The 24,157-nt window shown below is 48.9% G+C and carries 23 protein-coding genes; 3 read left to right on the forward strand and 20 right to left on the reverse strand.

Annotated features, from left to right (window positions below; genetic code table 11):
- Positions 1-129 precede the first annotated feature (129 nt).
- The 9 genes from OIN60_RS09185 to OIN60_RS09225 all read right to left on the reverse strand — a co-directional run bounded on the left by OIN60_RS09185 (position 130) and on the right by OIN60_RS09225 (position 10,287).
- Entirely contained in the window at positions 130-1,395 is a 1,266-nt protein-coding gene (locus tag OIN60_RS09185; protein ID WP_305754548.1) for an adenosylhomocysteinase, read from the reverse strand.
- A gap of 98 nt (positions 1,396-1,493) precedes the next feature.
- Positions 1,494-3,125, reverse strand: a complete 1,632-nt coding sequence (gene bshC / locus OIN60_RS09190; protein WP_305754549.1) for a bacillithiol biosynthesis cysteine-adding enzyme BshC — start codon at positions 3,123-3,125, stop codon at positions 1,494-1,496.
- Between the two features lie 149 nt (positions 3,126-3,274).
- The gene (locus OIN60_RS09195; protein ID WP_305754656.1) at positions 3,275-4,213 is read right to left on the reverse strand and encodes an ABC transporter ATP-binding protein; all 939 of its coding nucleotides are present in this window, start codon (positions 4,211-4,213) and stop codon (positions 3,275-3,277) included.
- 11 nt (positions 4,214-4,224) lie between these two features.
- On the reverse strand, positions 4,225-5,166 hold the full coding sequence (locus OIN60_RS09200; protein ID WP_305754550.1) for an ABC transporter permease: 942 nt from the start codon (positions 5,164-5,166) through the stop codon (positions 4,225-4,227).
- Between the two features lie 3 nt (positions 5,167-5,169).
- Complete coding sequence (locus tag OIN60_RS09205; RefSeq protein ID WP_305754551.1) at positions 5,170-6,102, reverse strand: ABC transporter permease; 933 nt, start codon at positions 6,100-6,102, stop codon at positions 5,170-5,172.
- 198 nt (positions 6,103-6,300) lie between these two features.
- Positions 6,301-7,995 carry a peptide ABC transporter substrate-binding protein gene (locus OIN60_RS09210; RefSeq protein WP_305754552.1) on the reverse strand — a complete coding sequence of 565 codons (1,695 nt, stop codon included), beginning with the start codon at positions 7,993-7,995 and terminating at the stop codon, positions 6,301-6,303.
- Positions 7,996-8,146: 151 nt separating this feature from the next.
- Positions 8,147-8,536 carry a DUF3397 domain-containing protein gene (locus tag OIN60_RS09215; protein WP_305754553.1) on the reverse strand — a complete coding sequence of 130 codons (390 nt, stop codon included), beginning with the start codon at positions 8,534-8,536 and terminating at the stop codon, positions 8,147-8,149.
- A 16-nt stretch (positions 8,537-8,552) separates the two neighbouring features.
- Positions 8,553-9,506: a ketopantoate reductase family protein gene (locus tag OIN60_RS09220; protein ID WP_305754554.1), complete on the reverse strand. Its 954-nt coding sequence runs from the start codon at positions 9,504-9,506 to the stop codon at positions 8,553-8,555.
- A 130-nt stretch (positions 9,507-9,636) separates the two neighbouring features.
- On the reverse strand, positions 9,637-10,287 hold the full coding sequence (locus tag OIN60_RS09225) for an RsfA family transcriptional regulator (protein ID WP_305754555.1): 651 nt from the start codon (positions 10,285-10,287) through the stop codon (positions 9,637-9,639).
- A gap of 305 nt (positions 10,288-10,592) precedes the next feature.
- Between OIN60_RS09225 and OIN60_RS09230 the strand changes: the two genes are divergently transcribed.
- Complete coding sequence (locus OIN60_RS09230) at positions 10,593-11,675, forward strand: coiled-coil domain-containing protein (protein WP_370872454.1); 1,083 nt, start codon at positions 10,593-10,595, stop codon at positions 11,673-11,675.
- Positions 11,676-11,803: 128 nt separating this feature from the next.
- Here the strand turns inward: OIN60_RS09230 and OIN60_RS09235 are convergent, their stop codons facing one another.
- A complete protein-coding gene (locus OIN60_RS09235) occupies positions 11,804-13,135 on the reverse strand; it encodes a PhoH family protein (RefSeq protein ID WP_305754557.1) in 1,332 nt (443 codons plus the stop codon).
- A 207-nt stretch (positions 13,136-13,342) separates the two neighbouring features.
- Here OIN60_RS09235 and OIN60_RS09240 point away from each other — a divergent pair, with 207 nt between their 5' ends.
- Positions 13,343-13,930, forward strand: coding sequence for a YhcN/YlaJ family sporulation lipoprotein (locus OIN60_RS09240; RefSeq protein WP_305754558.1), 588 nt, complete (start codon positions 13,343-13,345; stop codon positions 13,928-13,930).
- A gap of 7 nt (positions 13,931-13,937) precedes the next feature.
- Here OIN60_RS09240 and OIN60_RS09245 read toward each other — a convergent pair whose 3' ends face one another.
- The 4 genes from OIN60_RS09245 to OIN60_RS09260 form a co-directional block, all read right to left on the reverse strand.
- The gene (locus OIN60_RS09245) at positions 13,938-14,090 is read right to left on the reverse strand and encodes a hypothetical protein (protein WP_305754559.1); all 153 of its coding nucleotides are present in this window, start codon (positions 14,088-14,090) and stop codon (positions 13,938-13,940) included.
- Between the two features lie 77 nt (positions 14,091-14,167).
- A complete protein-coding gene (locus OIN60_RS09250; RefSeq protein WP_305754560.1) occupies positions 14,168-15,241 on the reverse strand; it encodes an LCP family protein in 1,074 nt (357 codons plus the stop codon).
- 201 nt (positions 15,242-15,442) lie between these two features.
- Complete coding sequence (gene typA, locus OIN60_RS09255; RefSeq protein WP_305754561.1) at positions 15,443-17,284, reverse strand: translational GTPase TypA; 1,842 nt, start codon at positions 17,282-17,284, stop codon at positions 15,443-15,445.
- Positions 17,285-17,510: 226 nt separating this feature from the next.
- Entirely contained in the window at positions 17,511-18,179 is a 669-nt protein-coding gene (locus OIN60_RS09260) for a TerC family protein (RefSeq protein WP_305754562.1), read from the reverse strand.
- A 96-nt stretch (positions 18,180-18,275) separates the two neighbouring features.
- Between OIN60_RS09260 and OIN60_RS09265 the strand changes: the two genes are divergently transcribed.
- Positions 18,276-19,013 carry a TerC family protein gene (locus OIN60_RS09265; protein ID WP_370872444.1) on the forward strand — a complete coding sequence of 246 codons (738 nt, stop codon included), beginning with the start codon at positions 18,276-18,278 and terminating at the stop codon, positions 19,011-19,013.
- Positions 19,014-19,332: 319 nt separating this feature from the next.
- On the opposite strand, the gene thiI is transcribed toward OIN60_RS09265, so the two are convergent.
- The 6 genes from thiI to OIN60_RS09295 form a co-directional block, all read right to left on the reverse strand.
- The gene (thiI, locus tag OIN60_RS09270) at positions 19,333-20,565 is read right to left on the reverse strand and encodes a tRNA uracil 4-sulfurtransferase ThiI (protein ID WP_305754564.1); all 1,233 of its coding nucleotides are present in this window, start codon (positions 20,563-20,565) and stop codon (positions 19,333-19,335) included.
- Position 20,566: 1 nt separating this feature from the next.
- Complete coding sequence (locus OIN60_RS09275; RefSeq protein WP_305754565.1) at positions 20,567-21,715, reverse strand: cysteine desulfurase family protein; 1,149 nt, start codon at positions 21,713-21,715, stop codon at positions 20,567-20,569.
- Positions 21,716-21,847: 132 nt separating this feature from the next.
- Complete coding sequence (locus OIN60_RS09280; protein ID WP_305754566.1) at positions 21,848-22,528, reverse strand: lytic transglycosylase domain-containing protein; 681 nt, start codon at positions 22,526-22,528, stop codon at positions 21,848-21,850.
- A 184-nt stretch (positions 22,529-22,712) separates the two neighbouring features.
- Entirely contained in the window at positions 22,713-23,090 is a 378-nt protein-coding gene (locus OIN60_RS09285; protein WP_305754567.1) for a hypothetical protein, read from the reverse strand.
- A 51-nt stretch (positions 23,091-23,141) separates the two neighbouring features.
- Positions 23,142-23,372: a DUF1540 domain-containing protein gene (locus OIN60_RS09290; protein ID WP_305754568.1), complete on the reverse strand. Its 231-nt coding sequence runs from the start codon at positions 23,370-23,372 to the stop codon at positions 23,142-23,144.
- Positions 23,373-23,539: 167 nt separating this feature from the next.
- Entirely contained in the window at positions 23,540-24,046 is a 507-nt protein-coding gene (locus OIN60_RS09295; protein WP_305754569.1) for a YpuI family protein, read from the reverse strand.
- Between the last annotated feature and the right edge of the window lie 111 nt (positions 24,047-24,157).

Here is a 24,157-nt window from a genome sequence, read left to right on the forward strand (position 1 = left end):
AAAAAATCAAAGCCCTCTTTTTGAATGCGTTTCAATAATTAAAATTTTAGATATACACAACAAAAAGGCCCCCAAAGCCATTTGGCCGGGGACCTCCGCTTGACTGACCGTTATATTAAGCCGTCAGAATTATTCATTCCAGCTGTCCAAATACTTAGCTTGCTCTTCAGTCAAAGCATCGATTGTAATGCCCAAGCTTTCCAGCTTGAAGCGAGCTACCTGCTCGTCGATTTCATACGGAACATTCACCACAGATTTAGCAAGCTCATTATAACGTTCGTTCACATACCGCAATCCCATCGCCTGCAATGCAAAAGTCATATCCATAATTTCAGCAGGATGTCCGTCGGCGGCAGCAAGATTCACCAGACGGCCTTCAGCGAGCAGGTATATTTTGCGACCGTCCTTGAAGCGGTATTCCTCGATATTGCGGCGGACCGTCCGAACCGAATCGGAACGTTCTGCCAGCGCCGGTTTGCTGATCTCCACTTCGAAGTGCCCCGCATTGCAGACCACGGCTCCGTCCTTCATGACATCGAAGTGCTCTCCGTTGATAACTTCTTTGTTGCCTGTAACAGTAACGAAGAAGTCACCCAGTTTCGCCGCTTCAACCATCGACATAACGTGGAATCCGTCCATATGAGCCTCCACCGCTTTGATGGCGTCCACCTCGGTGACGACCACATTGGCGCCAAGTCCTTTGGCTCGCATCGCTACCCCTTTGCCACACCAGCCGTATCCCACGACAACAACCGTCTTGCCGGCAATGACAAGATTCGTTGTACGAAGAATACCGTCGAAAACCGATTGACCCGTGCCATAACGATTGTCGAACAAGTATTTGCAGTAGGCATCGTTCACTGCAACCATCGGAAATTTCAGCTTTCCTTCTTTTTCAAGCGCCTTAAGCCGGATAATGCCTGTTGTCGTCTCTTCCGCGCCACCGCGGACCGAAGTACCCAGATCCGGACGCTCCGAGTGCAGCAGAGTAATCAAATCGCCACCGTCATCGATAATCAGATCCGGCTTCGCTTCAAGTGACTTGATTTGCATCGCCTTGAATTCTTCCGCATCAGGATTATATCTGGCAAACACGGTTATTCCGTCTTCAACAAGAGCCGCACAGACATCATCCTGTGTTGACAACGGGTTGCTGCCAGCAATCGTTACCTCCGCGCCCCCTGCCTGCACAACTTTGGCCAGATAAGCCGTTTTCGCTTCCAGATGCAGACAGATAGTTACTTTAAGTCCAGCAAATGGGCGTTCTTCTTCAAATTGTGCACGAATCCGGTTCAACACCGGCATATGTGCTTCAACCCAATCGATTTTCAAGTGGCCTTCCTTAGCAAGACTAATATCCTTGATTATACTTCTTTGCAACACTTCAGAGTTCATCCTTGTATCCTCCCATTCTTCGTATCCCTGCTCTTCATTATATTATTGGCTTACCACTTATGCCAATGTTCCTGGCTTACAGATTTCCAGATTCCGCTTTATAGGTATATAGTCCGATGTATATGTTCCCAATCCAACGAAAGATTCATAATTCCATGCACAAGTCCTTCTCCATAACGGGATGTGTATTGATAAATGCTGTACACTCTTTCCTGCGGACGTCCTAAAGGAAGCAAAGAAATACCCATCAGATCCCACTGGCGCAGTGCGGTTTCATGTTTGCGTACCAACGCAGCACGAACTCTTGCCTCCATGAAATCAAGCTGCTCTGCAATCTTGTCGCGGTTCTTTTCCCCAAGCGGGATCAGCCCTTTTTCAATCCGACCGGCACGCTCAATTACAGGTTCATACAGTTGGAAAAGCTCTTGCCTCAGTGCGGCAAATTCCTCTTCCATATGGAGTGAATCCTGTGCGCTCAACCATTTGTCTTTTAGCGGCTCCAGTCCATCCAGTATATGCTGAAAGGTGAGGCCGTAACCCTCCATATGCTTATGCACATTCGGCTCTATCAGCGTAAATGACATTCTCGGCTGAAGAATAGGCATCTCAAGTCCCAAAACTTCAAAAGCCTTGCGGGTAATGGCCCAATATGAGATTTCACCATGCCCTAATACGGTGGCCAATACGGGCAGCAAGGAATCCTGCATCAGCGGACGGGTGAGGACGTTGTTGCTGAACCGCTCAGGATGCCGCTCCAGCTCCTCCAGCAGTTCTTCCTTGGTAAAGCGGACTTGCCCCCGGCGATCCCCGTATACTCCGTTCTGTTTAAAGAGTAGCAGACGCTCGCCTTTGTTTATGTAGAAAAGATTAGCGCCCCCTTCAGCCACCTCGGCTTGAATCCCATATCCCGCGTCCTCAATTTGCCGCGCCGCCATCTGATAGGCGGCTTCAAGCTCATCATTACTCTCAATCATCCGGCGGAATACAGGCAATTCCAGCTTACGCAGCTCCGGATCTGCAGAGTCCAGCAAGACGAGGCCGTATCTGCCGAAAAACTGGCCGAGCATTTTGGCAAACGCATCACTTAAATACTGTGAATCCATAAATGCCGTTCGTACCTGCTGCAAAACGTCAGCTTTATATTCTGCATCAGGCAGAAGCCGTTCAAGCTCCAGCAGAGCCTCTTCTTTATGAGCAGGGCTCAAGGGTATATAGCTGACAGAATTACGGCGCTCAGGCTGAACCCGGAGTTTGATCTTCACAGCTTCCGGTTCACCATTCATGATATAGGTATGATTCACCTCATCCCAGTCATGATCCTCGCCTGCAACCCAAAATACCGGCACAACCGGCCGTCCCAGTCGCTGTTCCGCTTCATGCGCGGCCTTGATGATGGTTGCCGCTTTATAGATAACAAGCAACTGACCGGTAAACAACCCGCTCTGCTGCCCACCTACGATAACCAGCGCATCCGACCGGGACAGACGGTCAAGAGATTCCATCACCTCCGCATGCCCGTTATGCTGTTGATTGTATATACGAAGACAGTGAACGACCGCCTGGCGGTCAATCCGCTGTGCCTCCATTTCATCAAGACGCTCCACACGGGTTTTATAATCTTCGGTTTGCCGGAAATGGTATCCATACAGTTCAAGCACCCTGTCGGTACCCTGTACATAATCTTCCGCCAAAGCCGACCCGGCGCGAAGGGTCTCAGGAATAATATTCATGAGCAAGCCTCCTATCTGTGCTTAAAACCTTCTATGATTGTACCCAATCCGCCCTCACTTCGTCAAAGAAATCAGTGCAAAACACCCTAAAAACGAAAAAGATACCGTCGAACCTATCCGACGGTATCATAGCTGCTCATTATTTTGCTTTAAGCATAAGGCATCGCGACAAAATGGCCTTTGGAAACCTCAACCAGCTCTGCGTTTTCCAAATTAAAGGCGCTCTTCTTATTGCCATCTCCGTTATTGGATTGAATCGGTCCTGCCTGTTCATTCGGCATAATGATCCGTTTCTTGTTCGCCTCAATTTCCGGGTCAGGAATTGGAATAGCGGACAACAGCATTTGTGTATAAGGGTGGATCGGATTAGCGTAGAGCTCCTCACTCTCTGCCAGTTCAACCATTCTCCCCATGTACATTACCGCTACGCGATCACTGATATGCTTAACCATGGAGAGGTCATGCGCGATGAACAAGTATGTCAGCCCGAGACGCTCCTGCAACTCTTTCAGGAGGTTAACCACCTGGGCTTGGATGGATACGTCAAGTGCTGAAATCGGCTCATCACAGATGATGAATTTAGGATTCACAGCCAGAGCACGTGCGATTCCGATCCGCTGGCGCTGTCCTCCGGAAAATTCATGCGGATAACGTGTTGCATGGTCCGGATTCAAGCCTACCAGATCCAGCAGCTCTTCAATCCGCTTTTTGCGTTCGGCACGACTGCCGGCCATTCCATGGATATCCAGCGCTTCGCCAATGATGTCCGAGACCGTAAAGCGCGGGTTCAGAGATGCATAAGGATCCTGGAAAATCATCTGCATATCACGCCGCATCGCTTTCATCTTGCCGGGAGACAGCTTGTAAATATCCGTTCCGTTAAATTTCACGCTGCCGGCTGTAGGTTCGTAAAGACGCAAAATAGTACGGCCAGCTGTAGATTTACCACATCCGGATTCACCTACCATGCCGAGTGTCTCGCCTTCACGAATGCTAAAGTTCAGGTTATCCACCGCTTTGAGAACACGGTTATTGCCTACATTAAAATATTTTTTTAGTCCTTCTACTTCTATTAAGTTGCTCACGATGAAATCACCTCCTATTTCTTCAGCTTCGGATCAAGCGCATCACGCAGACCGTCGCCAAACAGGTTGAACGCTAGCATGATCAGAGCAATCAGGCCTGCCGGGAACAGCATGCGCCAAGGATACAGGTTCCAACCAGTCAGAGCGGATTCAATCATGGAACCCAAGGATGCCTGCGGAGCCTGCACTCCAAGACCGAGGAAGCTCAGAAACGCCTCGGCAAAGATGGCATTCGGCACAGAGAGCGTCAGAGTAACGATAATAGGGCCGACCGCATTTGGCAGCAGGTGGCGGAAAATCAAACGTCCTGAGCTTGCACCCATGGAACGGGAAGCAAGCACGAATTCACGATTCTTCAACTGCATCATTTCCCCACGCACAATCCATGCCATGTTAATCCAGCCAGTCACACAGAGCGCAACTATAATGGTAACGATGCTTGGTTCCATGACAACGAGCAACAGAATAGTAACCAACAGATAAGGAATGGAATACAGTATTTCGGAGAACTTATTCATAACCTCATCAACACGGCCGCCGAAATACCCCATAATTCCGCCATAAATCATACCGATCAGAAGGTCGATCAACGCCGCAGCAAGACCGATAGTGAGGGAAATACGCGCCCCCATCCAGGTACGTACCCATACATCACGACCAAGATCATCCGTACCAAACCAATGTTCTGCTGAAGGCGGCTTATTCGTGTTCAACAGGTTATTGGTATAGTAATCGTACGGCAGCAAATGAGGGCCGATGATGGAAGTAAGAACGATCAGAATCAGTATGAACAGGCTTGTCATAGCCAGCTTGTTCTGACGAAGCCGCTCCCAGGAATCACGCCAGGCTGATAAACTTTCACGCTGAATAGTCTCGGATTGTTTCTGGTCCAAACCAACTTTCCGGAAATCTTCAGGCTTAAGCTGAAGATTCAGTTCGCTTTCTTTTACTGACAACGATTAGCCCTCCTTTCTGCCGGTCAGTTTAATACGGGGATCGATAAATACGTAAGCGACATCCGTAATAAAACGAGCCAACATCAGTAATATGCCATAAAAAATAGTAACACCCATAATCATCGTGTAGTCACGCGTAGTGATGCTTTCAACCAGTACTTTACCGATACCCCCGATACCAAAAATACGTTCGATTACGATAGAGCCTGTAACGATGTTCGCTGTCATAGGCCCAACATAAGTAACGACAGGAAGAATTGCATTGCGGATAACGTGTCTGAACATGATGGCAAAAGAGTTAAGGCCTTTGGCCTTCGCTGTTTTGATATAGTCAGCATGGAGCACTTCAAGCATGCTTGAGCGTGTCAGTCTGGCGATAAAAGCAATCGGTTGAGCTGAAAGCGCCGCAACAGGCAGAACATAATCCATCGGCCCGTTAAAGCCCATAACGTTAAACCAACCCAGCTTCAGTCCGAAGAAATACTGGATCAGCGAGGCTAGCACAAAGCTCGGCACGGCTATACCCAGGACGGCAAGGATCATTGCTACATTGTCGATCATCTTCCTATGGTAAACCGCCGCGATCATCCCCAGCAAAATTCCCACAATAATCGACACAACAATGGCTACAAGCCCAAGCTTCAAAGACACCATAAACGTTTGACCGATAATATCGCTAACGCTTTGGTTCAGCTTTTTCATGGAGATACCCAAATCACCTGTCACAACATCTCCCAGATAAATGGTGTACTGTGTAAAAAGAGGTTTATCCAATCCATACTGTGCCATCAAACGGGCTTGAATCTCTGGCGATGTCGCTTTTTCACTCAGGAAGGGGTTACCAGGAATTGCTTTCATGAGGAAAAAGGTCGCAGAGATCAAAATGAATAATGAAATAAGCATAAATACAAACTTATTGATCAAATAACGCGCCATTACCCGTCTACACCCCCCATAATTTTTTCGACATATACTTACATTTTATCGGAATTAGAATCGGCTTGTCCATTCCAGTTATTTTCATAGTCAGAAGAAACTGTAACCATCCGAAGCACACAAAAAAATCGGGATATATATGGAATGTCCACATATATATCCCGAGGCAACTATAAAACTTCGGTACAAAAACTGTGATTATTCGGTCTTGTACGCTCTTGTAAAGTCAATCGCACCACTGAAATCAAGTGCAATGCCTTTTACGTTTTGTTTCGTCAAGGAAACGTTCGAGTAGTAGTAGATTGGTGCGATTACCATATCATCCTGAACGAGAAGTTTCTCCGCTTTAGCAAATGCTTCATTGCGCACTTTAGGATCGGCAGATGTTCTCGCCTGTTTGATCAGAGCATCGTATTCAGGGTTAGCATAACCGGCATCGTTATTGCCATTGCCTGTTGTCCACATATCCATAAATGTCATTGGATCATTGTAGTCGGCAGACCAGCCAGCACGAGCCACTTGGTAGTTCAACTGATTACGGTTTTCAAGGAATACGCCCCACTCCTGGCTTTGCGTTTGCACGTCAACACCAAGATTTTGTTTCCACATATCCGCTACAGCAAGAGCGATCTTCTGATGCGCTTCACTGGAGTTGTACAGCAATGTGATTGGCGGAAGTGTGGTATATCCTTCTTCAGCCATACCTTCTTGAAGCAGCTTCTTAGCTTCGGTCAAATCTTCTGTAAAGAATTTATCTTCATGTTCGTTACGGAACTCTTCATTTTCACCTTTGATGCCTGGCGGTACGAATCCAAAAGCAGGAAGCTGTCCGCCAAGTGTTACGTTGTCAACAATCAACTGACGGTTGATCGCCATTGCAAACGCCTTACGAATCTTGACGTTGTCGAACGGTTTCTCCGTTACGTTGAACATGTAGTAATACGTGCTTGCGATACCTTTAACCTTAAATTCATCTGGCAGTTGTTGTTTTACAGCCGGGATTTGGTCTGTTGGGATCTCGCCGTTTGGCAGACCTGCATAATCCAACTGTCCGCTTTGGTAAGAAGCAAGCTCAGTTGCGCCGCTGTTCACGAGCGACATATGGATTTTGCTCAGCTTGATGTTGTCTTTATCCCAGTAATTTTCGTTTTTGCTTACTTCAATCTGTTGTCCTTTGGTCCAGTCCGTCAAAGTGTACGGTCCATTTACGATCATAGAATCTTTGTTAACAGCCCACTTATCGTTGCCTTTAACAGAGCTGTGAACAGGGTAATATGTGTAGAACGAAGTCAGACCCAGGAAGTAAGGAGTTGCATTTTCAAGCGTCACTTCCAGTGTGTGGTCATCAACCGCTTTAACGCCTACATCTGCAAAATCAGTAACTTTAGCACCTTTGTAGCCTTCAGTACCAGTCAGGTTGTAAGCTTCGGCATTCTTAATGTAGTACAATTGGTAAGCATATGGAGGAGCAGGTGCTGTGGAAGGGTCAAGCACGCGCTGCCATGCAAACACAAAGTCATTTGCAGTTACAGGGTCGCCATTGCTCCATTTCGCTGTATCGCGAAGGTGGAATGTATACGTTTTTCCATCTTCACTAACATCCCATGATTCTGCTACGCCTGGCTGTTCTTTGCCATCTTCGCCCATTCTTACGAGACCTTCATACAAAGTCTTCAGCACAGTGTTAGTCTGGCTGTCTTGCGCTTGCGCCGGATCAAATGTCGGTGGCTCTGCAGCCAAGTTGATGTTCAACACCTGATCTACGGCTGCAGCCGGTTCATTCGTAGTAGTTCCTCCTGGGCTCTGTGCATTGTTGTTATTCGAGCAGGCTGCGAGCAGCGAGCCGAGCGCCAGCACAAGAGTCAAAAGGATCAAGGAGCTCTTCCTTTTCATCTAGTCTTTCCCCCTAAATTTGATGTGGTATATATGTTTATAGATTATACAACCAGCGGTCAAAAAAATCTACATAACATTCTTTTAATTCGAGCATTTTTTTAAAAAAAATCATCGTTTTCATGCTTTTTTCATGTTTTTGTGTTAGTTTTCATGACATGTAATTGATTATGTAACCAAAAATACCTATAAAAGTAAACAATAAATAAGCGAATCCGGTTCCAATAAATGTAATTCTCCACACAGCCCGGATCAATCTTCTCCAGTTAACTCCGCCTTTCAGCCTATTCTGTGCTCCGCCAATCAACCCCAATGTAATCAGTAGCAGCAAAGAAATAAGATAAATACCAAATTGGGTGCCAAAAACAATATTAAATAGCGCCGCCACCGCAACAATAAGAAAGAGGGTCGTAACATCAATGGCTGCCAGCAGCGATCTTTTTTTGTTCTTGGTAATCCATAAGCCCACTCCATAGACAATCAGGAATGGGAAAAAAGGCAGTACGCTTAAAAAAACAAGAGTATTATGAACCGCGCTCATCCGTTTCCCCCCTGTATTATTGCATTCCGGTGATGATGTTTCGAATCATCCTGTGAAGCGGTGCCTCCATTCCTGCTCCCTCAGCAAGCCTGATGAACTGTCCGTTAATAGCTTCGATCTCGGTCCTTCTTCCCGCGAGCACATCAGCAAGCATAGAAGAACGGTTGGCCGCCGTACTCCTGCATATCTGCAATAGCTCTTCCCACCATTCAGCTTCCCAGGCTATGCCACAGGCATCAAAGATCCGGATGCTTTCATCATACACCTGTCTCAGCATATCCATACGCTCCCGGCTGGAGAGAAGCTCTCCGTTCGGAATACGCCATATCGCGGTCAGCGGATTGATGACGGCATTAACCAAGAGCTTGCGGTAGATGCTTCTGTCGATATCTCTGGAGATCCGGGTCTCCAGTCCGGCCTCTGTCAGCTTGTCCGCAAGCCGCTTCTCCCTGCCGTCCGGCGCAAATGGTTGTGCCGAGCCATAGTGGTATGCACTTCCCAGCTCGGTAACTCCCTTTCCCGCATGCATGACAACCGACTCGCCGCTTTGACGCCTGGCCCCTTCAGTGGTTACGGCAGGATAAACCCAGGCATCGGGGAGAAGCTGGCCGACAGCTTCGATGTGTCCAATCCCATTCTGCATGCACACAATATGTAAGTTTTTCACCAATCCTTTTGCCATGCATTCCGCCGCTTCTCGGATTCCGTCCTGTTTGGTCATCAGAAGTACCCAGTCACCCGTCTCCCCGGGCAAGGCTAGCGGCCAGCTCTCCATCAGATGAACTTCAAAATCCGGATATTTAATATTCAGGATTTCACCGCCCTGCTCTGCTACAGCAATGCCCTCCCGCCTGAGCATGTCCGCAGTCTCGGGCTTTCGTACCCACATACGGATTTCCGCACCCGCGGCAGCCAGTTTACCGGCATAGAGCAGTCCGAGCGCACCCGCCCCGATGATATCAATCCGCATGGATATCCCCCATTATCTTTTCCACTACTATATAACATATTCAAAAGACCAAAAACCGTCAATCTGCTGCAGCAGCAGTCTGACGGCTTTTTGAAAAAAAAGCTCTCGTGTCTACTTGCTCCATAGGTGTTTATTCAATGCGTTCCAGATTTCCGTTGGCGTCCATTTTAAATCTGGATTTCAGTTCTTCGTCCTCTTCATTCAAGAAAGCCAAGCGTCGTGCCCGATCCATAATCTGAATCAGCGCCTTGTAATCATCGTTGACGACCCGGTAATCTGTCTGCACTTCATTCACTTGCTTAGACAACCGCTCATTTTCAATCCGGAGTTCATTCAGCTCTTCTTCTTTCTCACGCAGCTCTTTTTCGAGCATTTTCATCTGACGGCGTGTCTCCTGCATCGTGCCTTTCCACTGGCGCAGAAAACGTATCACCGCATCGATGGATAAGGAGTCTTCGCTCACCGAATCTTCCTGATACACGCTTTCCTCTTCATCAATTCCCGCAAATGCCGTAATCTGCGACATGCTTGCAGGATTTTGCTTTCGGATATAACTCCGTTTTTGCCGTTGGGCTTTTGCGATACTAATCGCTTCTTCATATCTTTTACGGACACAGCTATTCCACCGGAAACCGCATGCCGCAGCGGTCCTTGAAATTTTTTGTCCTACTTCTTCAAAAGCTGCAAGCTGTGTCCCCCCTTCACGGATGTGGCGGAGCGTGACTTCCGCCAAGATGAGGTCATCCTCCGCGCTCCATGCATCCTGTCTTACTGCTGTCATGCCAAAGCCCTCCTAACAACATCCTGAATTACCGTCTTCATGAACCGGAAAGCCGGTAGTGAATAAGGTATAAAAGCTGCTCATTTCATTCCTATGCCTCTCGTAGAGTTCATAGAATCTATTGATACTAAAATGTATTCCCTAAATTCCGGGGGCTCATACCTCATTTCCAGAGTTTTAAGTTTTAAGTCTTCCGCTCCTGTTTTACAATGGAGGAAGGCTAGAAACATAGACGGTCGCATATACATAATCAACGCGCAGTTCAGCTTGTACAGGGAATAACGAAGATGCAAAAGGAGTTTTTCATATTGAGAAGACAGCATATAAGCATACAATTGGCCGTGACCCTGCTGTGCCTTTTCTCATGGATCAGCCTTCCTGCAAAAGCAGCAACCATCGATGAACAAACTAGGAGAATACTGGAGGACAGTCTTTCTATCGTTGAAATTGACCAGGAGATTGAACGGATTGGCTTGCAGCAGGAAGAGGCACAGCATAAGCAACAGGAGCTGCGTAAACAGCTCAGCATGCAGCAGGAGCAAATTCATTTGCACCAGGAGCGGGCGGGAGCCATCGTGCGTTCTTATTACATGGGCGAAAGAGACCAACTGCTCAGCCTATTGCTGGGAGCTAGGAACCTCAGGCAAGCCCTAAGTCTTATGGATTATTATCAGATCATTATAAGTAGAGACAAGGAAGTTTTAAGCGCTTATCAGGAACGGTACGCCTCCATACAAAAACTTGAACTGAAGACCGCTGCGACAGCCCTGGAGCTGCAGGATACGAAAAACAGACTGCTCGCTCAGCGATCGCGCGTTACGGCGCTTCAAGAACAGGTGGACAAGCAGGTCAACGGAAGCAGCGATCCCGAGGCGATCAAACGGCTGATTGAGGAAATGACATCGTATTGGGAAAATATCGGCTTGTACGAGGTCAAACGTCACTTCAAAGCACTTGCCAGAGCTATGGAAGGACTGCCTCAATTCATTCAAGGACAGCAAGGAGCTATTATCACCAATGGAAAAACGTATACCGTTACGATTCAAGAAGAGGAATTTAACCGTTTCCTGCAATCCAGAGATGAGTTGTTCGAGCAGTTCGGATTCACCTTTGGGCAGGGCGGCATTACCGTGCAGGGGAAAAGCGGAACGATGGATTTATTGATTAAGGGGCATTATACATTGGAGAATCATCCTAAAAATGCAATTATTTTTCACGTGGACAGGCTTGTATTTAATGGGCTGGAGCTGCCCGATACGACCCGTAGAAATCTGGAGGAACAGTTTGATCTTGGTTTTTACCCGCAAATGCTGCTGCCGTACGTGAAGGCTACATCCGTTGAAACACTGCCGCAGCAGCTCAAAGTGGAGCTGGAACTGAACCTGTAGCCCTCATTATACCGAGAAAAAGGGAATTCCATTAGGTCTATTGACCTGGAATTCCCCTTTTTTATCCGGGACATTTTCCCCTTTCCCTATCATTTCTCGGGAAATGATACATAATGTATCTGGTTGTGCTATAGTAAATCCGCCGCTTGCTGTGCCAGCATCGAACGCTCTCCTTTTTCGAGTGTGATATGGCCGCTGATGCCCTCCTGCTTGAACCTCTCAACCACATAACTTAGCCCGTTGCTTGCAGCGTCCAGATATGGATGATCGATCTGCTCCGGATCGCCCATCAATATAATTTTGCTGCCTTCTCCCACCCGTGAGACGATGGTCTTCACTTCATGGCGGGACAGGTTTTGCGCCTCATCGATAATGATAAACTGGCCGGGAATAGACCGTCCGCGGATGTAAGTCAGCGCCTCAACCTGTATGCTTCCGAGCCCCATTAAAATCTTCTCAATATCTCCGGCTTTTTTCACATCGAATAGATACTCAAGGTTGTCGTAAATCGGCTGCATCCACGGCCGCAGCTTCTCTTCCTTCTCACCTGGAAGATAGCCGATATCCTTGCCCATGGGCACCACGGGCCGCGCAATCAGCAGTTTTTTGTATTTCCGTTCATCTTCAACCTTCATTAATCCTGCAGCCAGCGCCAAAAGGGTTTTCCCCGTCCCGGCTTTGCCGGTAATCGTTACGAGTGGTATATCATCATTCAGCAGCAGTTCAAGCGCCATTCTTTGCTGGGCGTTGCGTGCACTAATCCCCCATACAGCATCGTTGCTCATATAGAGCGGCTCCATTCTGCTGCCTTCTTTATTTACCTTCAGAAGTGCTGATTTGCCGGTCCCCATCTCATCCTTCAGGATTACAAACTCGTTCGGGTACAGCTCGTAGGGTAGATGAAGAGGCTTCACAGCTAAATAGCGGAAGGAATAAAACTCATCGATCACAGACGGATGCACCTTCACCGTGGAACAGCCATGATACAATTCATCCGGCTCCGCCGTACGATCAGATAAGAAATCCTCTGTCAGCAGGCCAAGGACATCCGCCTTGACCCGTACAAGGACATCCTTGCTGACCAGGACGACAGCCGCCGGATGCTCTTTTTCCTGTTCTTCCAAATGATAATTTAATGCCACCGCCAAAATCCGGTTATCGTTCGTGATCTCCCCGAACATCTCCTGCAGCTTGAGAAAACTCCGATGGTTCAGCTCAACTTTAAGCCTCCCCCCTTGAGGAAGGGGAACACCGCTGTGCAAATGTCCGTATTCACGCAGACCGTCCAGCAAGCGCGACACATTGCGGGCATTGCGGCCAATCTCGTCTGCATTTCTTTTTTTCGAATCGATTTCTTCCAACACTACGGCCGGGATTACGACCTCATGCTCCTGGAAGGCAAATATCGATTTCGGATCATGCAGCAGCACATTGGTATCCAGAACAAATATCTTTTTCATTCCAATCCCCTCCAAAACGGCGTCATCGATCTGCGATCTCTCTTCGTCTCCGTGGCCAGAAACGGGAAGCGGTCTTTACTTCGTTTTGCTGGATTTCTTTAAATCCCCACATAATACAAACTATGCAGGACACAATAAAGTTAAGGCACCTGCAAAGGTTTTTTTGCAATATTTACGCAGGCATACTCTCCAGAAAGGATGATTCAGATGAACAAATGGATTGCTGTAACAGCCATTGCCATGCTCCTGCTCACAGGATGCGGTGTATCCGGTGACCGTAACGGAAGGAACACTACAACCGGCCAACCAACCGCACAGCAGACCGCTGATAAAACCGTCCGGAAGCTGAGCGGAGAGCAAAAAGCGGCTGCTCCGCAGACCAATGCGGTTGTACAGGCGGATCATCTGGCTAACTTGGCCCAACGCGTACAGGGCGTCAAGAACGCCAATTGTGTCGTTCTCGGAAACACAGCGATCGTTGGCATCAACGTCGACGGAAAGCTGGACCGATCGCGAGTCGGCACCATTAAATATTCAGTAGCTGAAGCTTTGGATAAAGATCCCCATGGCCTGAAGACCTTCGTAACAGCCGATGCTGATATTAACAATCGGCTTGCTGAGATGACTCACGATATCCGTAACGGACATCCCGTTCAAGGATTCGGCAATGAGTTAGCAGACATCATGGGCCGCATTATTCCGCAAATGTCAACAGGTAAACAAGCTCCCCAGGCACCAGCTCCCTCCCGACACAATCACAACCAAAATGGAGAAACAAAACAAAAAGCCCAGTGATTATTCACTAGGCTTTTTTCATGGCAGCAAAAATTCGGCTGTCCAGTTGCTCTACAGCACACTGATCCAATATTCCAGCGCTTTGCGGAATGGAAACCAACCCCATTCGTGAGAACTGATACGACAGCGACTCGATTACATGTCTGACGGATTGGGACATACATCTGCCTCCTTGAACACCCTAGAGTCTTGATTAGTCTACTGAATTATATCATATGCAGACAGTACCTACCAAGATTACGGATTTTCGTCCAACTCCGCTGATGCCGTACCGGAAGGAGTCGAGGTTCCTGCCTCCTCATCCTTAAGGGCTTGTCTAGCCTCCTCCAGCTCGTCTTCATTAATATAGACATAAGGGCTCTGCCAGGTTCCTCCTACCGGACGATATTTCACGTTATCCTTCGAGATGTTCCAGTAAGTGGTCAGCATATTTTTCATTTGCTGAGATTCAATGTCTGTTGTCAAATTGTTATCCACCGCTTTGATTACATTACCAAGCTTGGCGATGCCGCCAAACGATTGCATTTGGTCAATCAAAGCGTGCAGCACCTGATTTTGTCTTTTGTTGCGGTCAAAATCATCGGATGCCGCTGTTTTGGGACTGCAGTTGGATTTGCGGTAGCGCACAAAATCCAGTGCCTCATCCCCGTTCAGATGCTTATCACCTGCTGTCAGGTTAATATCGGTACCGTCCGCGCTATCCCTGTAGCACATATTTTTATCGACGGTAACGTTCACCCCTCCCAGCTCGTCCACAATATCGCGGAATCCCTGGAAGTTAATTGCCGAAACATAATCGATATTTATATTCATATATTTACTGATCATCGTCTTCATCTCAGCCTCAGCCGAAATGCCGCTTGTTTTCTCTTTGGATTTGAAAATCGGATAGTACTCGTTCAGCTTGCGGGAACGGTAGCCATCCAGCTCAACCTTCGTATCCCTCGGTAAAGAAACCATCGTAGCCGATTTGGTATTCGGATTCAATGTAACGACCATTACAACGTCCGATAAATAGGTCTGGTGCTCTGGACGATAATCTGTCCCCAGCAGCAGCATAGTTAACGGCTTAGCTTCGGCAAGCTCCGTTTTCGGAACTTCCTTGTCAATCCCTGTATCGAGTACAGCTTCAACCTGGTTGCTGATGTAATAAGCGTATAATCCTCCGGCAACGGCACCGACAATCAACAAAAACAATATAAACATCATGAACGATTTCAAGAAGCTTTTTTTCTTTTTCGGTTTTTGCGTTTTAGCGGCCTTCTTCCCGGAAGATTTCCGCGGAGGCAAGCCGTTTTCGGGATTGCTCATTGTTCCACACCTTTTTCGCTTGATATTTAATTGACGTTCTGGATGTCATGAGACGCGGCGGGTCAACAACAAATCAGTACAAGCCTTGCATTCTCCGTCACAAAAATCAGCAGGGCGGCGCAGCCCCCGGAAGGACCCGCCGCCCTAAACTTCAGGCCATTAAGATAACCGTTAACTGCCAGATGGTCTGGCGTTCGACGATTACGAGTTAGCCTGAGCCATTTTGCGCTGCTTCTCCGCACGTTCACGTTCGCTCTTGTTCAAAATTTTCTTGCGCAGGCGAATCGATTTCGGCGTAATTTCACAGTATTCATCATCATTCAAATATTCCAGTGCCTGTTCCAGTGAGAAGATAACAGGTGTCTTCAGCTTAACCGTATCGTCCTTTGTAGCGGAGCGAACGTTGGTCAACTGCTTTTCTTTACAAATATTAACAACAATATCGTTGTCACGGGTATGTTCCCCAACGATCATGCCTTCATAGATTTCAGTTCCCGGCTCAAGGAACAGGGTACCGCGGTCTTCCACACCCAGCATGCCGTAGAAGGTGGAGCTTCCGGTTTCGGTGGATACCAAGACGCCCTGATGGCGACCGCCAACCTGACCGCCAACCACAGGTCCGTAGCTGTCAAATGCGTGGTTCATCACCCCGTAGCCGCGTGTCAAGGTCAGGAAGTTCGTGCTGTAGCCGATCAAGCCGCGCGCAGGAATCAGGAACTCCAGGCGGACCTGGCCTGTTCCGTTATTGATCATGTTGACCATTTCCGCTTTACGGCTGCCCAGGCTTTCCATGACAGATCCCATGCTCTCTTCAGGAACGTCTATCAGCAGGCGTTCGATCGGTTCCATGCGCTGACCGTCAATTTCCTTCACGATAACCTCAGGCTTGGAAACTTGAAGCTCATACCCTTCACGGCGCATGTTTTCGATGAGAATTCCGAGATGGAGCTCCCCACGTCCCGACACGATAAAGGCATCAGGGCTGTCCGTATCCTCCACTCGAAGGCTGACATCCGTTTCGAGCTCTTTAAGCAGACGTTCACGCAGCTTGCGGGAAGTTACCCACTTGCCTTCACGTCCGGCAAACGGACTGTTGTTTACCAGGAATGTCATTTGCAGCGTAGGCTCATCAATTTTGAGAACCGGCAAAGCTTCCGGCTGATTCGGGTCAGCAATCGTTTCGCCGATGTTGATATCTTTAATACCAGCAATCGCAACAATGTCGCCTGCGCCAGCTTCCTCCGTCTCAATCCGCTTCAATCCCTGAAAACCGAAGAGCTTCTCAATGCGAGCAGCTTTAGTTCCGCCGTCACGTGTCATGACCGTGACCGACTGACCTTGACGGATAATTCCACGGTTTACACGTCCTACCGCAATTCTGCCCAAATATTCGTTATAATCCATCAGAGTCACCAAGAACTGCAGTGGCTTACTGACATCCTCGGTTGGGGCAGGAATATGCTCAACAATCGTATTGTACAATGCTTCCATGTTGCTGTCCTGCTGAGTAGGGTCCATGCTGGATGTACCGTTCAGAGCGGAGGCATAAACAACCGGGAATTCCAGTTGGTCGTCATTCGCGCCGAGCTCGATGAACAGATCCAGCACTTCATCAATAACCTCAGCCGGGCGGGCCGCAGGACGATCAATTTTGTTGACCACAACGATTGGAGTGAGATTCTGTTCCAAGGCTTTGCGCAGCACGAATTTGGTCTGCGGCATACAGCCTTCATATGCGTCAACGACGAGCAGCACCCCGTCAACCATTTTCATAATCCGTTCCACTTCACCGCCGAAATCGGCGTGGCCCGGTGTGTCCACAATATTAATCAGAAAATCCTTGTACGTAATGGCCGTATTTTTGGCCAAAATGGTAATTCCGCGCTCGCGTTCCAGATCATTGGAATCCATCGCGCGCTCTTGGACTGCTTCATTCTCGCGGAATGTGCCGGATTGCTGAAGCAGTTTGTCAACCAAAGTCGTTTTGCCGTGGTCAACGTGGGCAATAATCGCAATATTGCGAATGTTTTCTCTTGCATGCATGGTTTGCTCTTATCCTTTCCGTATGTCAAATAGTGTTCTCTCTAGTCTGCCCGCATTCCGCAATGATCTGCACCAGCTAAGGAATCATATCATATGCACAAAATGCCGTTTTTCCCAAACAAGTGTCATAAAATAAGCGCCGGGAAACACTCCGACGCTGTACCATATCCCTTATATTATAGTTCATATATCGTATAAATCAAGAGTGTAGATGTTAAATATATGTTCACCACTCCCGTCCTGAACGAAGGCGGCTCATATGCCACACACCTGCGGTTATTACCCCTCCACACAGAGCAACAGGCAGCAGCGGGTGTGTTTTGTAGGAAAAGCCCCCAAGAATCGCCTGCAGAAGCGGGTCGTTCATCATCATCTCACCTGCCGTAAAAGCCAGTATGGCGGAGCCAGCCACCACAAGAACGGGAAAACGCTGCAGCAGATCAGAGATCAACGTGCTGCCCCACACGACGATGGGGATGCTGATTGCGATGCCGATCACGATGATGGCCAGGTCTCCATCCGCCAGGGCAGCTATGGCCAACACATTATCAAGGCTCATGATTAAGTCTGCAGTAAGTATAATTTGTACCGCCTTGCCTACCGTAGCTGCTTCCTTGACACCGCCCTCCCCTCCGTTATCAAAGAGCAGCTTAAAGGCGATCCATAGCAGCAGCAGCCCTCCGGCCCCTTGTATAAAAGGGACTCCCAGGAGCAGCACAGCGCCAAACGTTAACACACAGCGCAGCAGGACGGCCCCGAATGCCCCCCACCATATGGCCTGACGCCGCTGCTGCAAGGGCAGATTTTTGCTGGCCAGGGCTATTACGACCGCATTATCTCCGCTCAGTACGAGATTGACCATCAGAATTTGCATCAACAGCCAAATATGCTCCATGTGTACAAACACCTCCATCCTACCTGTATGCTTGAACAAGACTGGCTATGCTTGACTGTCCGATTTCTGGGCACTATAATGAACTGATTTGTTCCTATGTCTTGGTTTACAGTAAAAGGAGTGACAAACATCGTGGATTATTTAAGTCTTGAGTTCTTGCTGCTGTTGCTGAACGTTATATTTATTGACCTGATGCTGGCGGGAGATAACGCTATTGTCATCGGATTGGCCGCACGGAGACTGCCTCCGCAAACGCAAAAGAAAGCCATACTGTACGGGACTGCAGGGGCCGTGTTGATCCGGATTGTGGCGACCATTATTGTGCTGTGGCTGCTGCAAATTCCTTGGCTGATGCTGGCGGGCGGACTGATGCTGATCTGGATCGCCTACAAGTTGCTGGTTGATCAAGAGGAGGAGCATACAGAGGTCTCTGCTGGTGCCACGCTCGGACAGGCTGTGCGGACGATTGTCATTGCCGATGCCGCAATGGGACTGGATAATGTCATTGCCGTGGCAGGCGCTGCCCAGCAGCACTTTGTTCTCGTAGTCATCGGACTGCTAATTAGCGTGCCGATCGTGGTGTGGGGAAGCACTATTTTTATCAAGCTGATCAACCGCTTCCCGTGGATCGTGTATGTCGGGTCCGCTGTTCTGGGATACACCGCCTCCCATATGATTACGGAGGAAGCCCGGATCGAGCCTTATTTTACAGCACATCCTGCGCTGCGAATCCTGTTTATCGTGGCGGTTATCGTCGGGATTCTGATCGCCGGTTATCTGGCCAACCGCAGAGCCGCGCAAAAAAAAGGCAGTCAGAAACGCTCTTATTCTTAAGATGCCATGCACGTACAGAGCAAAAAGAACAAAAAGAGCAAAAAAAAGCTTTCGGTCATATACGCCGAAAGCTTTTTTTGAATATGACTTTATACTGTTCCAAATGGCGCAGGACATCCGTTAGCGTGTTTCAATGGATAAATGACAATGACACGGGTTTCTTTTTTTGCATGTTAGTGTACGCACACAGCAGCGGAGAGAACGAAGCAATTCCGGAAAAGCGCAGCGTTCGCCTTTGGCCCGAAGGGTCAACAGCGATTGCAGGAATGCTTCGTTCTCGGAGCGTCTCACAACAAACAAAAAAGAGGCGTCCGGTTCATTAAAAATATTCCTCACGCACAACGGAATCTTCCCGGCGACGTCCCCATACCTTACCGTTAGCCTCCAAAACAAGCGTTTCCGTCGCCTCAACCGCTTGATCAATCATGGCCGGCAGCTCGCGCAGAGAAGCCTCTATCCTCTCCACAACCAACAAATTCGGATTGGTGCTTGGTGATTTGGGAACAAACAGAGTACAGCAGTCCTCATAAGGCAAGATGGACAGCTCGTAGGTCCCGATTTTTTGAGCAATATCAATAATATCGTTCTTATCCATCATAACCAGCGGTCGCAGCATCGGCAGCTCCGTTGCGCGCCCGATCACATTCATGCTCGACAGGGTCTGGCTTGCCACCTGGCCAAGGCTGTCCCCGGTAACCAGCGCAAGCGCTCCTTCACGCTCAGCGAGCTTCGTCGCGATTCTCAGCATGGACCTCCGCATGAGCGTGATGATCAGATTATCCTGGCCTGTCCGGGTGAACGAGGTCTGAATATCCGTAAACGGCACCAGATGCAGCTTAATCCGCCCTGCATACCCGGCAAGTACTTTAGCCAAATCAATGACCTTTTCCTTAGCCAGCTCGCTGGTATAGGGGTAGCTATAGAAATGGACACATTCCACCTCAAGGCCTCTGCGCATGGAGGACCATGCCGCAACCGGGCTGTCGATGCCTCCCGATAGCAGCAGCATTGCTTTGCCATTCGTACCGAGCGGAAATCCGCCGGTTGCCGGAATCACTTCACTGAACACATACGCCCCCTGCTGACGCACCTCCACCCGCAGCTCCAACTGTGGATGCCTCACGTCAACCTTGAGGGCCGGAAAAGCGCGCAGCACTGGTGAACCGATCAAATGGTTCATTTCCTGAGAGGAATGAGGAAACTCCTTCCACACACGGCGCGCATGCACTTTGAAGGTTGTACCTGCAGCCGGTGCAATCTCTCCGATTAGAGCGGTCGCCGTCGCCGCAATCTCATCGATATCGAGGGGTGCCACCTTTACCGGGCTGATGGAGGCGATGCCAAACACCTTCTGTAGTGTGTCAATCATCTGTTCATACGGCTCCCCGTTTAATACAACGTATAATCGCCCAAACTCATGGTTCAGCTTTGCTTGCGGATAGTCCCGGAGCAGCTCCTTAACACGAGAAAGTGCAGCCCTCTCAAACCGTCCGCGGTTTCTCCCTTTAAGGGTAAACTCTCCGAAGCGTACCAGCAGCATATCATAATTCAATTTACCGTCCCCACCTTTCAACGCTTTTCAGCCGTTTCATCATTTCCTGTATAGCCAGTGCCAATTGCTTCACTTCTTCCGCGCTGTGACTATCTCCGAAGCTGATCCGGATTCCGCCCGATGCGGCACTCCCGCTTCTGCCCATGGCGATCAGCACCCGGCTCGGCTCCGCGAGTCTGGAGGAGCAGGCCGATTTCGTGGATACGGCTGCGCCCAGTTGCTCCAGCGTATGAAGCATAACCTCTGCCTTCATTCCCGGGTGGGAGAAATTCACGATATGCGGAGCTTCAGCCCCGCTGTTCAGCACAAGCGAAGGAATCTGACGCACTTCCTCCAAAATCATATCCCGCCATTCGGCCGTGCTGGCAGCAAACTGCTTGTGCCCTTCCTCAGCCATCCGTACTGCCTTGGCCAAACCTACGATCAGAGGTACGTTCTCCGTGCCGGCCCGCAGGTCAAATTCCTGTCCTCCCCCGGTCAACAGTGGTAAGAGCTTTATTCCTTCCCTAACATATAGAAGACCTGTACCCTTCGGTCCCCGTATTTTATGACCAGACAGACTGAACAAATCAATGCCCCAATCCTTGAGCTTAACCGGGAGCTTACCGAAGCTCTGCACGCCGTCTACATGAAACAGAACCTTCGGGTATTCAGCCTTCAGCCGTGGCCCAATTTCGTGAATCGGCTGCATACGTCCGGTTTCATTGTTCACATGCATAATGCTGACCAGCACCGTGTCTTTACGAATGGCCCCAGCAACCTGATCAGCGCTGACATGTCCCTGTTCGTCCACAGGCAACACGGTCAACTCATAGCCCATTTGCTCAAGCTGCCGGCAGCTCTCAAATACCGAAGGGTGCTCAGTTGCCGCCGTAACCAGGTGCCGACCTCTGGATGCATACTGAAGGACTGCGCCTTTTACAGCCAAATTATTGCTTTCTGTAGCCCCTGAGGTAAATATAATTTCCCCGGGCTTAGCATCCAAGGCGGCCGCGCACACTTCACGTGCCCGTTTTAGCAGCTTCCCGGCCTCTTCCCCGTATTTATGCAAGGATGACGGATTCCCGTAATGCCTTCTCATCAGCTCGGCAACCGTCTCAACAACCTCTTCATAAGGAGGAGTCGTTGCCGCATGATCAAAGTATAACAACTCTATGCCCCCTTTTCTTTCACCCAACACAAAAAGACCAACAGGAGGAGCGCTCGTCCAAGCCGGCTTCCCCGTATTGATCCTTTGGCGGACCCTCATCCGGTTGAGGAATATTCATTCACAGTCCATGCTTTAACCAGAAAATTTTGCGCGGGCGATTTGAATTTTAGCTACATAATTTTGCGTCTCGACCGGCAATTGATCCAGAACGGACATCAGCTCAGCATCACTGGATATTCCAAGTCGCTCCACCCTGGATGGACCAGCATTATAAGCCGCAAGCGCCATATTCTCCTGTCCGCCAAAACGCTTCAGTTGATAGGACAGGTAGCGGACACCTGCGTCAATGTTCTCCGCCGGATCAAACGGATCGTTGACACCCAGCCCCTGGGCAGTCGCATCCATCAACTGCATCAGCCCCTTGGCTCCTGCGGAGGAAACGGCATTCGGGTTAAAGGAGGACTCCGTATCGATGACTGCCTTGATCAAGGATTCGGAGACTCCGTATTTTCTGCTGGCCCCAGAAATCAGCGCATCGAAGGTTGAAGGAAGGCTGAATTCTTCTGCTGGTTGCACAGCACTATTCAACTGAACCGGGTAGGAGGATGCGCCTCTAGCCGAGCCAAGTTGCAGCCACAGCAGACCGTTCTCTTGCGTCATTGCACCTTGAACTGCAGGCTCTGCCTGTTGTTGTGCAACCTGCGTGATCAAACCGGCAAAATCGGAACCGCTGACCTGAGCATCACTTGTATTTGTGTTATTTACCAACTGCATATCGACGGCTTGCTTTGATACGCGCTGATCTATTTGCATGTATATTTCCCAACTTTCTTTTACATATAGTGTAAGCTGCTGGTCTGAAGCTGTATGCTGCCATATACGGCATTATTGCCTATGATACAACTTTTTGTTAGGGTCTGCCAGAGGTTTTGTCGAAAAAAAGCAGCCCCTTCCCGTTTGGGAAGGGGCTGCTCCGGCCAATTCTCTGAATTGTAGCTTATCGAACGAACGGAATAAATGCGAAGTAGCTGACCGTCGCCAGCACTCCCAAGCCGATAGCCCAACCGCCCAAGGTTTTTTTACCGTTCATGAAGGCATAGATACCAAGAACGGCTGCGATTGGACCAAGCACAATAGACCATATGAACATGGCCAGAATTCCCAGGACTATCCCTGTATAACCTGCGGTTTTACCTTTTTTACCGCTTTCCGTTACTTCTGCTCTGCCTTCTACTGGTCGGCCTGGGGCCACTTCAGCCGCATACTCCTCTCGGTGTTCCTTGCGCGGATAATCCACACGGTCACGCACAATAGGAGTTCTGGAGGACCGGAAATCCGCTGTCTTCTTGTCCTGAAACCGGTTGTTGTCTTCCATTAGGACTGCTGCACCTCCGCATGTTGTGTTAGGGCTACAAATCGGTCTGGATTACTTTGTTTTTTTCGGTGTAAAGGTGTGACAGCAGGTAGCAGCAGAAGTTTCCGCATAGTCACGTTCGCTGGTGCTAAACGTCTCTCCAGCGTATTCCTCATGCAGCTCCCTGCCTGCATGGCGGTCGATATCAATCATAATAACGTCCGCCTTACAAATGTTGTTTTGGTCCCAATAATGACAATTCGAAACACTGCACCGGACTGCCGGCTTGGACTGTTGACTCATATTTATCACCTCAGGCTCATTATGTCCCCTCCTGCCCGCCCATATGCCATAAGTGGCATGGGAGTTGATAACATAAGGAAAACGTCTATTGACGTACTTAAAAAAAGCCGCCGATGGCCCACCAAGTTCAGCTTGGTGTAAGCCATCGACGGCTTCTGAGTTTTATTCTAAGCGTGACTGCGCTGGTTCTGCATGCGGCGTTGGGTCAAATAGTCGCTCTCATAATAGGTGAGATCGTCGCGCAGCTCCTCGTAGCTTCTGGTAATATCCATAACAACCGCACGTACTTCAGGAAGAATAGCTCTGCGGAAGCGAATGGCATCCTGTCCTGTATAAGCATAACGACCGTCTTCCACATAGGATTCGTTCTTGGGATAGAAAAAGCTGTTCACACAGTCATGGTACACATTATACAGAGCCCTTTCGGCAAAATCGACATCAAAATTGGCGCGACGCAAAGCTACGCCCAGCTTTTCGTAAGAAACCTCCGAGAAAACAAGCAGGTGGCGGAGATCCGAAAGAAATCCCCTGTAATACTGCACGGTCTCTTCATCCTGCTCCCCGGACAGTTGTGGCAAGGCATGCTCATTTAAAAACAATTCCATACGCCCGATGGCGAATTTTAACTTCTCCCGAGTGGACTCACATAATTTTTGTACATTGACTGCTGACATAGGTGCAGCTCTCCCCCTCTAATCAATTCCTTCATTATCGGTGTACCCGATATAACTCCATTTAAACATCAACCCTTAATTTCAGTAATTATCCTACCACAAATGGCGGAC

This window comes from Paenibacillus zeirhizosphaerae (assembly GCF_030705605.1).
In the GTDB taxonomy this organism is placed as follows: Bacteria; Bacillota; Bacilli; order Paenibacillales; family Paenibacillaceae; genus Paenibacillus; species Paenibacillus zeirhizosphaerae.

What these genes read in the sequence shown, in the direction of transcription:
- OIN60_RS09185 (WP_305754548.1), bottom strand. Translation starts at nt 1,395, where the DNA reads ATGAACTCTGAAGTGTTGCAAAGAAGTATAATCAAGGATATTAGTCTT.
- bshC (WP_305754549.1), bottom strand. Translation starts at nt 3,125, where the DNA reads ATGAATATTATTCCTGAGACCCTTCGCGCCGGGTCGGCTTTGGCGGAA.
- OIN60_RS09205 (WP_305754551.1), bottom strand. Translation starts at nt 6,102, where the DNA reads ATGGCGCGTTATTTGATCAATAAGTTTGTATTTATGCTTATTTCATTA.
- OIN60_RS09210 (WP_305754552.1), bottom strand. Translation starts at nt 7,995, where the DNA reads ATGAAAAGGAAGAGCTCCTTGATCCTTTTGACTCTTGTGCTGGCGCTC.
- OIN60_RS09215 (WP_305754553.1), bottom strand. Translation starts at nt 8,536, where the DNA reads ATGAGCGCGGTTCATAATACTCTTGTTTTTTTAAGCGTACTGCCTTTT.
- OIN60_RS09220 (WP_305754554.1), bottom strand. Translation starts at nt 9,506, where the DNA reads ATGCGGATTGATATCATCGGGGCGGGTGCGCTCGGACTGCTCTATGCC.
- OIN60_RS09225 (WP_305754555.1), bottom strand. Translation starts at nt 10,287, where the DNA reads ATGACAGCAGTAAGACAGGATGCATGGAGCGCGGAGGATGACCTCATC.
- OIN60_RS09235 (WP_305754557.1), bottom strand. Translation starts at nt 13,135, where the DNA reads ATGAAAAAGATATTTGTTCTGGATACCAATGTGCTGCTGCATGATCCG.
- OIN60_RS09240 (WP_305754558.1), top strand. Translation starts at nt 13,343, where the DNA reads ATGAACAAATGGATTGCTGTAACAGCCATTGCCATGCTCCTGCTCACA.
- OIN60_RS09245 (WP_305754559.1), bottom strand. Translation starts at nt 14,090, where the DNA reads ATGTCCCAATCCGTCAGACATGTAATCGAGTCGCTGTCGTATCAGTTC.
- OIN60_RS09250 (WP_305754560.1), bottom strand. Translation starts at nt 15,241, where the DNA reads ATGAGCAATCCCGAAAACGGCTTGCCTCCGCGGAAATCTTCCGGGAAG.
- typA (WP_305754561.1), bottom strand. Translation starts at nt 17,284, where the DNA reads ATGCATGCAAGAGAAAACATTCGCAATATTGCGATTATTGCCCACGTT.
- OIN60_RS09260 (WP_305754562.1), bottom strand. Translation starts at nt 18,179, where the DNA reads ATGGAGCATATTTGGCTGTTGATGCAAATTCTGATGGTCAATCTCGTA.
- OIN60_RS09265 (WP_370872444.1), top strand. Translation starts at nt 18,276, where the DNA reads ATGTCTTGGTTTACAGTAAAAGGAGTGACAAACATCGTGGATTATTTA.
- OIN60_RS09280 (WP_305754566.1), bottom strand. Translation starts at nt 22,528, where the DNA reads ATGCAAATAGATCAGCGCGTATCAAAGCAAGCCGTCGATATGCAGTTG.
- OIN60_RS09285 (WP_305754567.1), bottom strand. Translation starts at nt 23,090, where the DNA reads ATGGAAGACAACAACCGGTTTCAGGACAAGAAGACAGCGGATTTCCGG.
- OIN60_RS09290 (WP_305754568.1), bottom strand. Translation starts at nt 23,372, where the DNA reads ATGAGTCAACAGTCCAAGCCGGCAGTCCGGTGCAGTGTTTCGAATTGT.
- OIN60_RS09295 (WP_305754569.1), bottom strand. Translation starts at nt 24,046, where the DNA reads ATGTCAGCAGTCAATGTACAAAAATTATGTGAGTCCACTCGGGAGAAG.